Raw genomic sequence first — 15169 nt, 5'->3', positions numbered from 1 at the left:
CTATCAGTTTTCAGACGACCTTTTCACACTTCAAAAATCCCATAGGGAAAACATCATGGCAAAAGCCCCCAAAACCATCTACCAATGCACCGAATGCGGCGGCACTTCCCCGAAATGGCAAGGCAAATGCCCGCATTGCGGCGAGTGGAACACGCTTCAGGAAAGCCTGGCCGCACCCGAACCGAAAAACGCCCGCTTCCAATCTTGGGCGGCGGATACCTCGACCGTCCAATCCCTCTCCACCGTTACAGCTACCGAAGTGCCGCGCAATCCGACCGGCATGGGCGAACTCGACCGCGTATTGGGCGGTGGCTTGGTCGATGGCGCGGTTATCCTGCTCGGCGGCGATCCCGGCATCGGCAAATCCACGCTGCTGTTGCAAACCATCGCCAAAATGGCGCAAAGCCGTAAAGTGCTGTACGTTTCCGGCGAAGAATCCGCCCAACAGGTCGCCCTGCGCGCGCAACGTTTGGAACTGCCCACCGAAGGCGTGAACCTGCTTGCCGAAATCCGCATGGAAGCGATTCAGACGGCCTTGAAACAGCATCAGCCCGAAGTTGTCGTCATCGACTCCATCCAAACCATGTATTCCGACCAAATCACCTCCGCCCCCGGCTCCGTATCGCAGGTACGCGAATGCGCCGCCCAACTGACGCGCATGGCGAAACAAATGGGCATCGCCATGATACTGGTCGGACACGTTACCAAAGACGGCGCGATTGCCGGCCCGCGCGTGCTGGAACACATGGTCGATACCGTGCTGTATTTCGAGGGCGACCAGCATTCAAACTACCGCATGATACGCGCCATCAAAAACCGCTTCGGCGCGGCAAACGAACTGGGCGTGTTCGCCATGACCGAAAACGGTTTGAAAGGCGTGTCCAACCCGTCCGCCATCTTCCTTGCCAGCTACCGCGACGACACGCCCGGCTCGTGCGTTTTGGTCACGCAGGAAGGCAGCCGCCCGCTTCTGGTCGAAATTCAGGCATTGGTCGATGACGCGCACGGCTTCACCCCCAAACGCCTCACCGTCGGCCTCGAACAAAACCGCCTCGCCATGCTGCTCGCCGTCCTCAACCGCCACGGCAGCATCGCCTGTTTCGACCAAGACGTGTTCCTCAACGCCGTCGGCGGCGTCAAAATCGGCGAGCCCGCCGCCGACCTCGCCGTCATCCTCGCCATGCTCTCCAGCTTCCGCAACCGCCCGTTGCCCGAAAAAATGGTCGCATTCGGCGAAATCGGTTTGAGCGGCGAAGTCCGCCCCGTCGCACGCGGACAAGAGCGGCTCAAAGAAGCGGAAAAACTCGGCTTCAAACGCGCCATCGTCCCCAAAGCCAATATGCCGCGCAACGAAAAAGAGTTTCCGAATCTAAAAATCTTCGGCGTTTCCAGCCTTCAGGAAGCCATCGAAATCTGCCGCGATGCGGAAAATTGACAGACAGCAACATGAAAGGTCGTCTGAAAACCTATTCCCAGTTTCAGACGACCTTTTCATTCTCCCTTACTCAATGCTGTTATAATTCGTAAATCAAGTAAAACAACGACTTCAAAAGGAAAAATATGACGCTTAAGCCCCCCGTCCGAATCGCCGTTACCGGCGCCGCAGGTCAAATTGCCTATGCGACCCTGTTCCGTATCGCCGGCGGCATTATGCTCGGACGCGACCAACCCGTTATCCTGCAACTGCTCGACCTGCCTCAGGCGCAGCAGGCATTGCGCGGCGTGATCATGGAAATGCAGGATTGCGCTTTTCCGCTCCTTGCCGACATCTTCGCCACAGACGACCCCGAAGTCGCCTTCAAAGATGCTGACATCGCCTTGTTGATCGGTGCGCGCCCGCGTACGCAAGGCATGGAGCGCGCAGACCTGCTGCACGCCAACGCTGAAATTTTCAAAGTACAAGGTGCGGCGTTGAACAAAGTTGCAAACCGCAACGTCAAAGTCCTCGTCGTCGGCAATCCCGCCAACACCAACGCCTACATCGCCATGAAATCCGCGCCCGACATCCCGCCGGAGAACTTCACCGCCCTGATGCGTCTCGACCACCACCGCGCCGTCAGCCAAGTTGCCGAGAAAATCAACCGCCCGATTCCCTCCATCGAGCAAATGTGCGTCTGGGGCAACCACAGCCCGACCATGTACGCCGACTACCGCTACGCCACCAGCAACGGCGAGTCCGTCCAAGACATGATTACCGAACCCGATTGGAACACCGAAGTCTTCATGCCGAAAATCGCCGGACGCGGTGCCGCCATCATCGCCGCGCGCGGTTCGTCGTCCGCCGCCTCCGCCGCGAACGCCGCCATCTACCACCTGCGCGACTGGCTGCTCGGCAGCAGCGGCAAATGGATCACGATGGGCGTCCCCTCCGACGGCTCTTACGGCATTCCTGAAGGTTTGGTTTTCGGCTTCCCCGTCGTCTGCGACGAAGGCAGCTACCGCATCGTCCAAGGCTTGGATTTGTCGGACGAATTCAGCCGCAAGCGCATCGCCGCGACACTGGCGGAGCTGGAAGAAGAACGCGCCGCCATACAAGATATGCTTTAAAAGATCGAGGTCGTCTGAAAACCGGTTTTCAGACGACCTCGACTGACATGAACACCACGGAGTCCCCATGACCACATTGGCAAACAAAAAACTCGCCGTCCTCATCGACGCCGACAACGCCCCCGCCGACATCATCGACCGCCTGCTCGAAGAAGTTGCCAAATACGGCATCGCCAGCGTCAAACGCATCTACGGCGACTGGAGCCACGGCCTTTCCAAATGGAAAGCCGCCCTCCTGCCCCACGCCATCATCCCCGTCCAACAATTCGCCTACACCAAAGGCAAAAACGCCACCGATATGGCATTGGTCATCGACGCGATGGATTTGCTATACAGCGGCAATTTCGACGGCTTCTGCATCGTATCCAGCGATTCCGACTTCACCCGCCTGGCAAGCCGCCTGCGCGAAAGCGGGCTGACCGTGTACGGTTTCGGCGAAAAGAAAACGCCCGAAGCCTTCCGCAAAGCCTGCGACAAATTCATCTACACCGAAATCTTCCATCCCGAAAAACAACGCCAAGAAAAAGAGAAAAACAACGGCAAAAACAACCCCGCCGCCGCCCCTGACGCACTGTCCCTGCTCAAACGCGCCGTGCGCGAAAACGCCGATGACCTCGGCTGGGCAAACCTCGGTCCCATCGGCAGCTACATCAGCAAAATCAATCCCGATTTCGACTCAAGGCTGTACGGCTACGGCAAACTCTCCGACCTCATCAAATCCTTCGACATCTTCGAACACCGCACCGACAACAACCAACTCCAAGTCCGCCGCCGCAAGTCCGCCGACAAACCGGCAGAAAGGTCGTCTGAAACCCCGGTGGTAACCCATCAGGCAGAAGAAACCGTTTCAGACGACCCCAACGCCGCGCGAAAACGCAAAACGCGCGGCAAGCAACCCAGCCCAGCCAAGAACGAAAACACCGCGCCAAGCCCAGCGGCAGACACCGCACAGCCGACACCTGCCAAACCCGAACCCGCCGCCAAAAGCAGCAAACTGCCCGTAACCCGCGTTATCCCCGCCGTACAGCAGGCCGTCGATACCCACGCCGACGAACAAGGCTGGGCGCGTTTGAGCGACATCTCCAAGCAACTGACCGCAGAAGGTACCGACCCGCAGCAATACGGCTTTGAAACCATAAACCACCTCATCCACGCCATTTACACCGACTGGCTGGAAATCAAAAAAGCCGGCCGCGGCGAACGCCTGCGCGTCAACAAACGCTTTACCGCCAAAGGTTAGACCATAGGTTTCAAGGCGAAAGACAATCTGCCGCCCAATCTGAAGAGGTCGTCTGAAAACCTCAAAACCGTTTTAACTTCGTTGAATCTGCACTTTCAGACGACCTTTTCAAAATCTATCTTCTAAACCAAAAATAGAAAAGGAGAATCCATGACCACCCGTCATCAACTGAACAACACCGAATTGGCAAACCATATCTTTTTAGAGGGTATGTATGACGACGATTATTTCCCGCCCGAACTCGTGCAAAAAGGAGAAAACATCCTAGTCGAACTGTGCCGCCAAATCGAAACCGAGCAGCCTGAAAATCTCGACGCACTATATAAACTGACCCACGCAGCTACCGAACGCTTTAACGAATTGGCGGAAGAGTTTGATGAAAACGACAGCGAAATCGAAACCGTCGCCAGAGACACGATTGCCACCGATATGGAATACATCGCCCAAAGTTACGGCTTTGAAGATGCAGACATCGAAGAACTGGTTGCCCCGCGAGATTGGTAAGTATGGTTGACCAAAAGGTCGTCTGAATTTTTCAGACGACCTTTGATGTTAAAATAGTCCTTCCAAAACACACACCATTTTTCATGAATATTCTCGAAGCCTTATTATTATTGGTCCTGCTGATTGTCATCAGCGCATTCGTTTCCTGTTCCGAACTCGCGCTCGCCTCGGCGCGCAAAATCAAATTGCAAGTCATGGCAAAAGACGGCGGCGACACGCGCGCGCTGGATGTGCTCAACATGCAGCAGCAGCCGGGCAGTTTCATCACCGTTGTCCAAATCGGTTTGAATGCCGTTGCCATTCTCGCCGGTATCGTCGGCGAAGCGGCGGTGCGCCCTTATTTCGGCAGTTTGTTGGCAAATGCGGGCAGTTGGGGCAGTACCGCCGCGTCGCTGCTGACGTTCGCGCTGGTAACCGGCAGCTTCATCCTGATTGCCGACCTGATGCCCAAGCGCATGGCGATGACCCATCCCGAAGCGGTGGCGGTTCGCATCGTACGGCCGATGATGTTCTTGATTTTTATTCTAAAGCCTTTCGTTTGGACATTTGACGGGCTGGCGAACACGATATTCAAACTCTTCAAAATCTCCACTGTCCGCCAAGAGCAGCTGACTTCGGAAGACATTTACGCCGTCGTCGATGCGGGCGCGCAGGCGGGCGTATTGAAGCAGCAGGAACACTACCTGATCGAAAACATTTTCGACATGCAGGCGCGCACGGTGACCTCCACCATGAGTACGCGCGAATACATCGCCTATTTCGATAAAAACGACAGCAGCGATACCGTGTTGGAAATGATGTCGGAAAAACCGCACAACAAATTCTTGGTCTGCGACGGCGATTTGGAGCGCGTCATCGGCTACATCGAATCGCACACGCTATTGACCTTATTTTTAAAAGAAAAAGACGTACGCCTGACCGACAAGCGCGTGCTGCGCAAAGCCTTGTTTATTCCCGACACGCTGTCGCTTTACGATGTCTTGGAAACCTTCAAAACTTCCGGCGAAGACTTTGCCGTGGTGGTGAACGAATACGCGCTGGTGGTCGGCGTGGTCACGTTGAAAGACGTAATGAGCATCGTCATGGGCGAGCTGGTCAATACCGAAGAAGAGCCGCAAATCATCCGCCGCACCGAAGATACTTGGCTGGTGGACGGCGCAACCCCTCTCGCCGACGTCATGCGCGCGTTGGATATCGAAGAATTTCCCAATTCGGAAAACTACGAAACCATCGCTGGCTTTATGATGTATTCCCTGCGCAAAATCCCGAAACGCACCGATTTTTTGGTTTACGCGGGCTATAAATTTGAAATCATCGACACCGAAAATCTGAAAATCGACCAGCTTTTGGTGTCTAAACAAAGCGATACAGTAGAAAAAATATAGTGGATTAACTTTAAACCAGTACGGCGTTGCCTCGCCTTAGCTCAAAGAGAACGATTCTCTAAGGTGCTGAAGCACCAAGTGAATCGGTTCCGTACTATCTGTACTGTCTGCGGCTTCGTCGCCTTGTCCTGATTTAAAGTTAATCCACTATATAATCAGCCGCAGCAACCATCAGAAAACTCAAAAAATAAATTTCAAGGACAAATCATGACGGCGAATACCGAACCACAAAAATACGCCCGCAGCCTGCACGCACCCATCAGCTTGGGCACAACTTCAGACGACCGCTTTATGCCGCACGGCTACCTCACGCATTTCGCCTCCCTGCCGCAATTGGTATTGACCGAAAAACTGGACGGACAAAACAACTGCTTCTCCGCCCACGGCCTCTATGCCCGCAGCCATGCCGCCCCTACCCAGCATCCGTGGGACAAACCGCTGCTGCAACGCTGGCAGCACATCAAAAACGACTTGGGAGACCTCGAACTTTTCGGCGAAAACATGTACGGTATCCATTCCATCGCCTATTCGCAGTTGGAAAGCTATTTTTACCTGTTTGCCGTCCGACGCGGCGGACATTGGCTGTCGTGGGAAGAAGTCAAATTCTATGCCCAGCTGTTTGATTTCCCCACAGTCCCCGAACTTCCCATCGTGCAGCCGCTTGCCGACTTCACCCAAAAATACGCCGACGAAGACACCGCCTTAGCGCAATGGTTGACCGCCAATTTGGGCGCAAGCTGGACAGACAGCGTGCAAACCGCAGGCAAACTCGGCGGCTACGACCCGAAAACAGGCGAGGCGTGCAGCGAAGGCTTCGTCATCCGCAACGCCGCCGACTTCGCCACCAACAACGGCAACCTGCCCGTACAGTCCAACGAATTTGACAACCTCTTCAAACTCGTTCGCGCCAAACACGTTAAAACCGATGTGCATTGGACAAAAACTTGGAAGCCCGCCCGCCTTATCGACTACGACAAATACCATTGGCAAAGCTGGCAGTTTCAGACGACCTGAAGTCAAACCATCCAATAATAAGAAAGACTACCATGTGGACATTCCCTCACTACACACCCGGCAAACTCCCCGACTGGCAAGCCTTGGAAGACCGCTTCAGCTGGTTTGCCGACATGAAAAACGTGCCGCAGGATCCTGAATGGCACGCGGAAGGCGATGTATTCGTCCATACCAAAATGGTATGCGAAGCCCTGCTGCAACTGCCCGAATTCCAAGCACTCGGCGAGCAGGAGCAACATATCTTGTTTGCCGCCGCTATGTTGCACGACGTAGAAAAACGCAGCACCACCAAACGCGAAATCCAAGGCGGCAAAGAGCGGATCGTGTCGCCGCACCATGCCAAAAAAGGCGAACACACCGCCCGCACCTTGCTTTATACCGAACTTGCCGCACCGTTTGCCGTACGCGAAGCGATAGCCAAACTCGTGCGCCTGCACGGGCTGCCGCTGTGGGCAATCGACAAACCGAATCCGGAACGCGCCGCCATCGCCGCTTCTTTGCAGGTCAATACCGCCCACCTTGCCATGCTTGCCAAAGCCGACATTCTGGGCCGCACCTGCAACGATCAACAGGATATCCTGCTGCGCATCGACTTGTTCCGCGAGCTGTGCGAAGAAAACGGCTGCTGGGGCAAAGCACGCAATTTTGCCAGCGATTACGGCCGCTATCTCTACCTTAACGGCCGCAGCGAAATGCCCGATTACCAACCGTTTGATGACCGAACCTTTGACGTGTACGCCATGTGCGCCATAGCGGGCAGCGGCAAAGACAGCTATATCCGGCAACACCTCGCCCATCTGCCCATGCTGTCGCTGGACGACATCCGCCGCGAGCGCAAACTCGACCCCGCCGATCCGAAGCACACCGCCGAAGCCGTGCGCTTGGGTAAAGAGCAGGCAAAAGAATACCTGCGTGCCCGCACGTCATTTGTCTTCAACGCCACCAACCTCAACCGCGACCTGCGCAGCAAGTGGCTGCCGATGTTCGCCGACTACGGCGCGCGGGTACACCTGATTTATTTGGAAGTGCCTTACACGCAATTGCTGTCGCAAAACCGTAACCGCGAACATTCCGTGCCGAATGATGTGATACACCGCATGATCAATAAGCTGGAAATTCCCGATTACAGCGAAGCGCATACGGTGGATTTTGTGGTTTCTGATTAAGCAACCCTCATCCGAAGTGCGGCTACCAACCATACAGCAAACGATTTTCGCATCAATCGATTGCCGTCTGCGACTTCATGGGTTGGTCTGGAATTGAATATAAAAGGTCGTCTGAAAATCAGTTTTTCAGACGACCTTTTATTTTAAAGCTTCAAACCAATGTCGATTATCCGACTTATCCGCAATTCGCGGTTTTCAGACGACCTTGAGTTCTAAAAAGGTCGTCTGAAACGCTGGTGCTGCTTTATTAATGCAGATTTCTAAACTGCTCGAGGAAGGCGGGAATACCGGGCAGCATGCCGACTGCGCCCATTGCTGCGCAGAGAATGACAAAGCCGACGGTAGGTACGACGACGCGACCCATAAACCCGAGTTCCGCGCTGCGTTCTTTACTACCGATCAAGCCCAAGTTGTCCAACAGCATGGTCAGCGACCAGCCGAAAACGGGGTTGACCAGTGCAGAGGAGAAGACAACGATGGCGGCGGATTGGGTGGTTTTGCCCTTGCGCGTCATTTCCATACCTGCTTCCAAAAGCGGGACATAGACGCCGACAATCAGCGCAACGCTCAATACAGGCTGCCAAATCGCTAAATCCATGGGATAGCCCCAAACGGAGGCGATGATGCAGAACAAGGCAGTCAGTATCGCGCCTGCGGGAATCGGTCGTTTGGCAATGGAAGCGGGAACGATGTAAGTTCCCCATGAAGAGGTAAAGTTCGCGCCGCCTAATACTGAGCCTGCGACTTGGCGGACGGAACAGGTGAACATGGTATCGTCGATGTTCATCAAGGCTTTTTCGGATCGCTCGGGATAGCTGATTTTTTGGAATACTTGATGCCCTAAGAAATCAGGCGACCACATGGCGACGGCGAGTACGGCAAAGGGGAACACGACCAAAAAGCTGTCCATCGTCGGCAAACCCATCATCCAGCCGGTATTTTCACCCCACCAGTAGGCAGGACTCATGGGCGGCAGGCCGGGAGCGGTTTGGAAGGAAAACGGCGCACCCAAAAGATAGGCGGTAAAACCTGCCAGCACGCAACCCAATGGAACGGCAAGCCAACGCTTGCGCCAATGTTCCAGCAGCGCATAGAGCAGAATGGTGCCGATGATCACGATAAAGGCAATATAGCTTTTGTCGAAACTGCCCGCCCATTCAAAGAGCTTCTTGACCTGTCCGGTCGTGCCGACGAAGCCCAGATACAGCAGCAGTCCGCCGCATACGCCGTTGCTCGTCAGTTTCGCCATCAGGCTGCCGCCCTTGGTAATCCCCAGCAAGAATCCGAATACGCCAATCAACAAGCCGAAAGCCAGCGGATGTCCGCCCGCGGCAACGACGACGGGAATCAGCGGAATCAATGGCCCGTGCGTACCGGGTAAGTTGGAAGTGGGGAGAAAAAGACCGGAGAGCAGAATGATAAAGATTGAAGCAATCAGCAGCTCGTAACGGACGTTTTGAGGCAGAAAGGTGTCGGGCAGCCCCAACGGCACGGCAAACGCCGCCGCCACTGCGCTGACCATTACTACCTTACCAATCGTTCCCGCCACAGCAGGAATCAGGTCTTCAGGTTCGAAGCGGTAATCGCGAAACGGCAGATTGAGCCGCCAGCGTTTGGGCTGCATGATTTGCAGCTCGTGTTCCAAATACGCCTCACGGCTTTCAAAGTCCGACGACGGCTTGTGCATGCCGGAATATGATGTGTCGTGGTTCATAATTTCTCCTTTGGTTGACTTGTTTTTGGTTTTGTCGGCAATCGCCGTCCGACTTTTTATATCCGCTCCGAAAGCGGCTATACACGGCAAAGCCGGTAGTCGGGATCGGGCTGTATTGTCAACAATTTAGTGTTTGGATACTAACATACAAATTATCCGGCACAAGTAAAAATTTTCGTTTTGGTATGAATAAGTTGGAAAAACAACAAAAAAGAGGTCGTCTGAAATTTCAGACGACCTCTTTTTTGATTGATAAGCCTTATGCTTTTTTCTTGAGTGCTACGTTTAGGACGCATCCTAAAACAAAACCAACGGTTGCGGGCAGCAGCCAGCCCAGTCCGACGTCGTAGAGCGGCAGTGCGCCGTTGATGTCGGCGGCGACTTCTTCGCTGAAACCGAATGCGGCTTTATAGGCATCGAGCAAACCGACTGCCAGCGTTGCCATCATGGTGCAGAAATAGACGATGCGGCTGCCGCCGAACAGTTTGTGCAGGAAGACCAGCAGGATGATGACGATGGTCAGCGGGTACAGCAGCATCAGCATCGGGATGGAGAAAGTCAGGATGGAAGACAGTCCTTTGTTCGCCAACGCCATAGACACGAGGGTATTGATGACGACGAACATTTTGTAGGAAATGCCGGGACACAGACGGTTGAAATATTCGGAACATGATGTAATCAGTCCGACGGCGGTACTCAAGCAGGCGAGCAGGACGATGATGCCTAAGAGGATGTTGCCGGGTACGCCGAAGTAGAAATTCGCGGTTTTCGACAACACTTCCGCTCCGTTTTCCTGAAGTCCCAAGCCTGCCACGCTGGTCGCGCCCATATAGCCGATGAAGAGGTACAGCAATGCCAGACAAGATGCAGCGACGATGCCTGAAACGGCGGTCGTCCGCAGCAGCTCGGAGCGGTTGTCCACGCCCATCGCGCGCACGGCGTCAATGACGATAATGGAGAACACCAGCGAAGCGAGTGCGTCCATTGTGCTGTAGCCCTCCAAAATGCCTTTTATGAACGGACGAAGGGCAAAATCGCCTTGCGCCGCTGCGGGAACACCCATCGGATTCAGCGCGGCATAGCCGACCAAAACGGCAATCGTCAAAAGCAATACGGGCGTCAGAATTTTACCGATACGATCCACCAGTTTGCCCGGCGACATCGACAGCCAATACGCCACGCCGAAAAACGCCACGCTGAACGCCGCCAGCCCGACTGTTTTCTGGCTTTCATTTAAAAACGGCGCAACGGCAATCTCAAACGACACCGTCGCCGTACGCGGCATGGCAAACAAAGGCCCGATAGACAGATACAGCGCGACGGCAAACGCCACGCCGTACCAAGGCGCAACCCTTGAAGCCAGCGCCTGCACATCGCGCGAGCCTGAATAGCCGGTGGCAATCACACCCAACAGCGGCAAGCCCGCGCCGGTCAACAGGAAACCCGTCATCGCAGAGAACCAGCTTTCCCCCGCCTGTTGTCCGAGATAGGCGGGGAAAATCAGATTGCCCGCACCGAAAAACAAAGCGAACAACATCAAACCGACCGCCCACAGCGAGGCTTTACGGTTGAGTGGGGAAACATTACTGCTCATAAAACGTACCTATTGGGTTATAAAAGACTATTGATTCAAATTATAGTGGATTAACTTTAAACCAGTACGGCGTTACCTCGCCTTGCCGTACTATCTGTACTGTCTGCGGCTTCGTCGCCTTGTCCTGATTTAAATTTAATCCACTATAGTATGGGCTTGCCAAGCGTGATTCCTGTGCGGTCGATTGCCGCAGATGGGACATTCTGTTTTGCTTCACGTTCAAACTTGAAGCTTATAAAGCCGTTTCGCCTTCAAAGTCGTCGGAGGGGTCGTCTGAAACAGCCTCTTCCGCTTCCGGACGTTCTAAATTTTCCTGTTTCAGGCTGATTTCGATTTCGCCGTAGCTGTCCGGCTGGACGATGCGGACCAAACCTTCTTTGGCAAGCTCCAACAGCGCGATGAAATTGACGACCACATACGCCGCGCCCTGCTCCGGCTTGAACAAATCGCTGAATTTGCATATCCCGCTCTCGTTCAGACGACGTAAAACCGCCGTCATCTGCGCGCGCACGGAAATGGTTTCCTGAATCACTTCATGGCTGCGCGTATGTTTCGCCCGTGACAAAATGCCCAGCCACGCCTGCGTCAAATCGGCGACATACACCTCCGGCAGCTTCGCCTCAACTGCGATTTCCAACGGCAGATACGCCCAAGCAAAATCCCGTCCTGCGCGCGGCAACGCATCCAAACCCTGCGCCGCCAGCTTCATCTGTTCGTAAGCCAAAAGACGGCGCACCAGCTCGGCACGCGGATCCGCCTCCTCATCCTCGACCTCTTCGGGACGCGGCAGCAGCAGGCGCGATTTGATTTCAATCAGCATCGCCGCCATCAAGAGATATTCCGCCGCCAAATCAAACTGATACGCTTCCATTTGGGCGATATAGTGCAGATATTGCTCGGTAATCTTCACCATCGGAATATCGAGAACGTCGATATTCTGTTTGCGGATCAGGTAAAGCAGCAAATCCAACGGCCCTTGGAAACTGCTTAAGACAACCTTCAAAGCATCGGGCGGAATAAACAAATCCTGCGGCAAATCGGTAACGGGCTGACCGAATACCCACGCGACCGTGTGTTCAGACGACGTTGCCGCAGCGGGAGAGATAAGGTGTTCTGAAGGCATGATTAGAGGAGCTTTTTCTTATTAGGTTCGATGGGTGGTTAATCAATATAGTGAATTAACTTTAAACCAGTACGGCGTTGCCTCGCCTTAGCTCAAAGAGAACGATTCTCTAAGGTGCTGAAGCACCAAGTGAATCGGTTCCGTACTATCTGTACTGTCTGCGGCTTCGTCGCCTTGTCCTGATTTAAATTTAATCCGCTATAACGGGGTCGTCTGAAAACACAGCGGGGTTCGCCAAAACGAGTGCGGCAAAACAAAAATCAGCCTTTTTTGCGTTGGCTTTTCAAAGAAGCGATGGCGATAGCAAGCGTTTGCGCCAACGCCATGCCCAGCAGCGGCAAAACGGCGAAAAACGAACCGGTCAGCACCGTAACGGCATCGCGGGAAAACACAAAGCCATCGCGTGCCAGCATCGCGATTATCCAAGCCGACAATAGCAGCCATTCGCAGCCGACCAAAAACCAAATCATCCCGACTGAGCAGCGTTTGCGCCACTTCATGATGGCAGCGTGCAAAAGGCTGAATATCGGAACGGACAGGAAAGGATAAAGGAAATTGGTAAACGACCGCGGATAGCCGTCCTGAAAACACAAATAATCGCCTGACTGCATGTCGCATCCCATTGCGCCAAACATCGGATCGACGGCATACATCAACACGCCGAACCACACCGCATAAATCAGACTGGCAATAAAATAGGCTTTAAAAAATCGGTTCATAAGCAAAAAGGTCGTCTGAAAAAATAAATTTCAAAAGGCTTAAACCCACATCAAATTTTCTGATTGGCATTTGCAGAAAAGACCAACACACTCAGGGCTTGAACTGCTGCCATGCCATAAACAGGCAATCCGAAAAAAAGAAGTCCTCCTATTGACGTCCAACTATACAGACTACTCCACTCCCACAGTAAAAAAACAAACCAAACAATCAACCATTCGATAATAGGCAAGGCAAGAGTCGTCGAAGTTGTACAGCGTTTGGCCCACTTCATAATGCCGGCATTGAGTAGGGACAATAACATCACAGATAAAAACGGAAAGAAGAAAAACTTCAAAGACACTTTCTCAAAAGCCGACATTTCATGAGCTCTTGAACAATACTCTGCATACTGTTCATTGTCAGCGTCAATATCAAAACATTCGAATCCTGAAAACAGCAAACCGACACCGTACATCAGCAAACCGAAGGCAACCGCATAAATCAGGCTACTGATAAAATAGGCTTTAAAAAATCGGTTCATCTCACTTCCGTCCCGCAATATGTTCTACCGCCGCCTGTGCGCAATACAGACCGAACGAAGCCGTCACCAGCATACTCGCCCCATAGCCCGCGCAGGACAACCCTTGCGGCGCGGTATCGGTCGAACACGCTTCGCCCGATTGCGGCGGCGTAATGTTTTCAGTCGAGAACACGCACGGTACGCGCATTTTTTCTTTGGTATCGCGGCTGAAGCCGTAGCGTTTGCGCAAGGTGTAGCGCAGGTTGGCAAGCAGCGGGTCGTGAGTCACGCGGCTCAAATCGGCGGTCTGAATCAACGCCGGATTTTTCTGTCCGCCCGCGCCGCCGCTTAGGATAAACGGCTGTTTGTGTTGCACAAAATAAGCCGCCATCGCTGCCTTGACGCGTACTTGGTCTATCGCGTCAATCACAAAGTCGAAAGGTCGTCTGAAAAGCGTTTCCAGATTGTCTTCCGTCACAAAATCCTCGATTTCCTCCACTTCGCATTGCGGATTGATTTGGGCAATGCGTTCGCGCAACGCCGTTACCTTCGCCTTGCCGAAATCATCGGTCAAAGCGTGCAATTGGCGGTTGACATTGGACTCGGCGACGTTGTCCAAATCAATCAAGGTCAAACGACCGATGCCCGTCCGCGCCAAAGCCTCCACTGCCCAAGAGCCTACCCCGCCCACGCCGACCACGCAGACGTGCGCGCGCGAAAACCGCTCCAGTGCTTCATCTCCGTAGAGTCTGGCAATACCGCCGAAACGGCGCGAAGGAAGAAAAACGGTGTCGTTCATACCCAACCTTGTGATATGTCAATAAATGAATGAAAATCAACGGAAAACGCTGCGGAGGAATCCGGCGCATATTATACTGGAAAGCAGCCGGACTGTTGCAGCAGCCCGAAAGAGTCTATAATCGTTTCATATCGGACCCTTCCCAACCGCATCCAACAAAGTGCCGCCTGCGGCGCAAAAAGGAGAATGAACTATGTACAAACATCTGGTTGTAGCCGTTGACGGCAGCGAAACTTCCCTCAACGCCCTGAAACACGCCGCCGAGTTGGCAAGCGTCAACAAAGCCCGCCTGACTTTGGTACACGTCGCCAATCCCGCCGAATACATGGCGCTCGCCCCCGAATTCCTGCAACACGAAAGCTACGAAGCCGCCGCCGTCGCCCAAGGCAACGAGGTCTTGGACTTCGCCGAAAAAAGCGCCCGTGAAAACGGCGTGGAAAACATCGTCAAACACCTGCTAGTCGCCAACAAAGGTGCACGCGAAATGGCGCAGGATTTGGTCGATTATGCCGATGAAAACGGTGCCGACCTGCTGGTACTCGGCACACACGGCCGCACCGGTCTGATGCATCTCCTGATGGGCAGCTTCGCCGAAACCGTGATGCGCCAAAGCCACCTGCCGCTTCTGATTATCCGCAGCAAAGCGGAAGAAGCATAAGGGTCTGCCCTATTGAAAAAGGTCGTCTGAAACTGCTTCGACAAACGCGGTTTCGATAATGTCCTTATCCGTCAAATAAAAGGTCGTCTGAAAATCCTGATTTAAGGTTTTCAGACGACCTTTTTTCATAGTCAAAAAGTGTTGAAGAAGGGATAGGATTTTATCTGCTTAAAACGTAGAGGTCGTCTGAAAATCGGGAATGGATT

General features: G+C 53.7%; 15 protein-coding genes. 8 read left to right on the top strand and 7 right to left on the bottom strand.

Going from position 1 to position 15169, the window contains the following annotated elements:
* Nucleotides 1-55: 55 nt before the first annotated feature.
* The 7 genes from radA to DBZ16_RS08515 all read left to right on the top strand — a co-directional run bounded on the left by radA (nucleotide 56) and on the right by DBZ16_RS08515 (nucleotide 7856).
* Nucleotides 56-1435, top strand: a complete 1380-nt coding sequence (gene radA / locus DBZ16_RS08550) for a DNA repair protein RadA (protein ID WP_107813672.1) — start codon at nucleotides 56-58, stop codon at nucleotides 1433-1435.
* A gap of 125 nt (nucleotides 1436-1560) precedes the next feature.
* Entirely contained in the window at nucleotides 1561-2547 is a 987-nt protein-coding gene (locus DBZ16_RS08545) for a malate dehydrogenase (RefSeq protein WP_107813671.1), read from the top strand.
* Nucleotides 2548-2614: 67 nt separating this feature from the next.
* A complete protein-coding gene (locus DBZ16_RS08540) occupies nucleotides 2615-3787 on the top strand; it encodes an NYN domain-containing protein (protein WP_107813670.1) in 1173 nt (390 codons plus the stop codon).
* 150 nt (nucleotides 3788-3937) lie between these two features.
* The gene (locus DBZ16_RS08535; protein WP_107813669.1) at nucleotides 3938-4291 is read left to right on the top strand and encodes a DUF5713 family protein; all 354 of its coding nucleotides are present in this window, start codon (nucleotides 3938-3940) and stop codon (nucleotides 4289-4291) included.
* A gap of 83 nt (nucleotides 4292-4374) precedes the next feature.
* Nucleotides 4375-5676 carry a hemolysin family protein gene (locus tag DBZ16_RS08530; protein ID WP_107813668.1) on the top strand — a complete coding sequence of 434 codons (1302 nt, stop codon included), beginning with the start codon at nucleotides 4375-4377 and terminating at the stop codon, nucleotides 5674-5676.
* 207 nt (nucleotides 5677-5883) lie between these two features.
* Nucleotides 5884-6690 carry an RNA ligase family protein gene (locus tag DBZ16_RS08520; RefSeq protein ID WP_107813760.1) on the top strand — a complete coding sequence of 269 codons (807 nt, stop codon included), beginning with the start codon at nucleotides 5884-5886 and terminating at the stop codon, nucleotides 6688-6690.
* 32 nt (nucleotides 6691-6722) lie between these two features.
* Nucleotides 6723-7856, top strand: coding sequence for an AAA family ATPase (locus DBZ16_RS08515; RefSeq protein ID WP_107813667.1), 1134 nt, complete (start codon nucleotides 6723-6725; stop codon nucleotides 7854-7856).
* Nucleotides 7857-8103: 247 nt separating this feature from the next.
* On the opposite strand, the gene DBZ16_RS08510 is transcribed toward DBZ16_RS08515, so the two are convergent.
* The 6 genes from DBZ16_RS08510 to DBZ16_RS08480 form a co-directional block, all read right to left on the bottom strand.
* Entirely contained in the window at nucleotides 8104-9570 is a 1467-nt protein-coding gene (locus DBZ16_RS08510) for a DUF3360 family protein (protein ID WP_167390277.1), read from the bottom strand.
* A 259-nt stretch (nucleotides 9571-9829) separates the two neighbouring features.
* On the bottom strand, nucleotides 9830-11164 hold the full coding sequence (gene brnQ, locus DBZ16_RS08505) for a branched-chain amino acid transport system II carrier protein (RefSeq protein ID WP_107813666.1): 1335 nt from the start codon (nucleotides 11162-11164) through the stop codon (nucleotides 9830-9832).
* 232 nt (nucleotides 11165-11396) lie between these two features.
* Nucleotides 11397-12287 (bottom strand): segregation and condensation protein A, encoded by an 891-nt coding sequence (locus DBZ16_RS08500; protein ID WP_107813665.1) that lies wholly within the window; start codon nucleotides 12285-12287, stop codon nucleotides 11397-11399.
* Nucleotides 12288-12547: 260 nt separating this feature from the next.
* Nucleotides 12548-13006 carry a hypothetical protein gene (locus DBZ16_RS08490; RefSeq protein ID WP_107813664.1) on the bottom strand — a complete coding sequence of 153 codons (459 nt, stop codon included), beginning with the start codon at nucleotides 13004-13006 and terminating at the stop codon, nucleotides 12548-12550.
* Nucleotides 13007-13056: 50 nt separating this feature from the next.
* Nucleotides 13057-13527 carry a hypothetical protein gene (locus DBZ16_RS08485; RefSeq protein ID WP_107813663.1) on the bottom strand — a complete coding sequence of 157 codons (471 nt, stop codon included), beginning with the start codon at nucleotides 13525-13527 and terminating at the stop codon, nucleotides 13057-13059.
* Between the two features lies 1 nt (nucleotide 13528).
* A complete protein-coding gene (locus DBZ16_RS08480; RefSeq protein WP_107813662.1) occupies nucleotides 13529-14305 on the bottom strand; it encodes a tRNA threonylcarbamoyladenosine dehydratase in 777 nt (258 codons plus the stop codon).
* A 193-nt stretch (nucleotides 14306-14498) separates the two neighbouring features.
* On the opposite strand from DBZ16_RS08480, the gene DBZ16_RS08475 reads away from it, so the two are divergent.
* Nucleotides 14499-14963: a universal stress protein gene (locus DBZ16_RS08475; RefSeq protein WP_107813661.1), complete on the top strand. Its 465-nt coding sequence runs from the start codon at nucleotides 14499-14501 to the stop codon at nucleotides 14961-14963.
* 9 nt (nucleotides 14964-14972) lie between these two features.
* On the opposite strand, the gene DBZ16_RS16520 is transcribed toward DBZ16_RS08475, so the two are convergent.
* Nucleotides 14973-15098 (bottom strand): hypothetical protein, encoded by a 126-nt coding sequence (locus tag DBZ16_RS16520; protein ID WP_276308304.1) that lies wholly within the window; start codon nucleotides 15096-15098, stop codon nucleotides 14973-14975.
* Nucleotides 15099-15169 lie beyond the last annotated feature (71 nt).

Origin of the sequence: Neisseria sicca, from assembly GCF_003044565.1 — a bacterium.
GTDB classification, from domain to species: domain Bacteria; phylum Pseudomonadota; class Gammaproteobacteria; order Burkholderiales; family Neisseriaceae; genus Neisseria; species Neisseria sicca_A.
This window is presented reverse-complemented; position numbering and strand designations above follow the sequence as displayed.

Excerpts from the sequence above, each read along its gene's own strand:
- DBZ16_RS08500 (WP_107813665.1), bottom strand. The coding sequence starts at position 12,287 with ATGCCTTCAGAACACCTTATCTCTCCCGCTGCGGCAACGTCGTCTGAA.
- DBZ16_RS08475 (WP_107813661.1), top strand. The coding sequence starts at position 14,499 with ATGTACAAACATCTGGTTGTAGCCGTTGACGGCAGCGAAACTTCCCTC.
- DBZ16_RS08520 (WP_107813760.1), top strand. The coding sequence starts at position 5,884 with ATGACGGCGAATACCGAACCACAAAAATACGCCCGCAGCCTGCACGCA.
- DBZ16_RS08510 (WP_167390277.1), bottom strand. The coding sequence starts at position 9,570 with ATGAACCACGACACATCATATTCCGGCATGCACAAGCCGTCGTCGGAC.
- DBZ16_RS08490 (WP_107813664.1), bottom strand. The coding sequence starts at position 13,006 with ATGAACCGATTTTTTAAAGCCTATTTTATTGCCAGTCTGATTTATGCG.
- DBZ16_RS08485 (WP_107813663.1), bottom strand. The coding sequence starts at position 13,527 with ATGAACCGATTTTTTAAAGCCTATTTTATCAGTAGCCTGATTTATGCG.
- DBZ16_RS08540 (WP_107813670.1), top strand. The coding sequence starts at position 2,615 with ATGACCACATTGGCAAACAAAAAACTCGCCGTCCTCATCGACGCCGAC.
- DBZ16_RS08515 (WP_107813667.1), top strand. The coding sequence starts at position 6,723 with ATGTGGACATTCCCTCACTACACACCCGGCAAACTCCCCGACTGGCAA.
- DBZ16_RS08535 (WP_107813669.1), top strand. The coding sequence starts at position 3,938 with ATGACCACCCGTCATCAACTGAACAACACCGAATTGGCAAACCATATC.
- radA (WP_107813672.1), top strand. The coding sequence starts at position 56 with ATGGCAAAAGCCCCCAAAACCATCTACCAATGCACCGAATGCGGCGGC.
- DBZ16_RS08480 (WP_107813662.1), bottom strand. The coding sequence starts at position 14,305 with ATGAACGACACCGTTTTTCTTCCTTCGCGCCGTTTCGGCGGTATTGCC.
- DBZ16_RS08545 (WP_107813671.1), top strand. The coding sequence starts at position 1,561 with ATGACGCTTAAGCCCCCCGTCCGAATCGCCGTTACCGGCGCCGCAGGT.
- DBZ16_RS08530 (WP_107813668.1), top strand. The coding sequence starts at position 4,375 with ATGAATATTCTCGAAGCCTTATTATTATTGGTCCTGCTGATTGTCATC.
- brnQ (WP_107813666.1), bottom strand. The coding sequence starts at position 11,164 with ATGAGCAGTAATGTTTCCCCACTCAACCGTAAAGCCTCGCTGTGGGCG.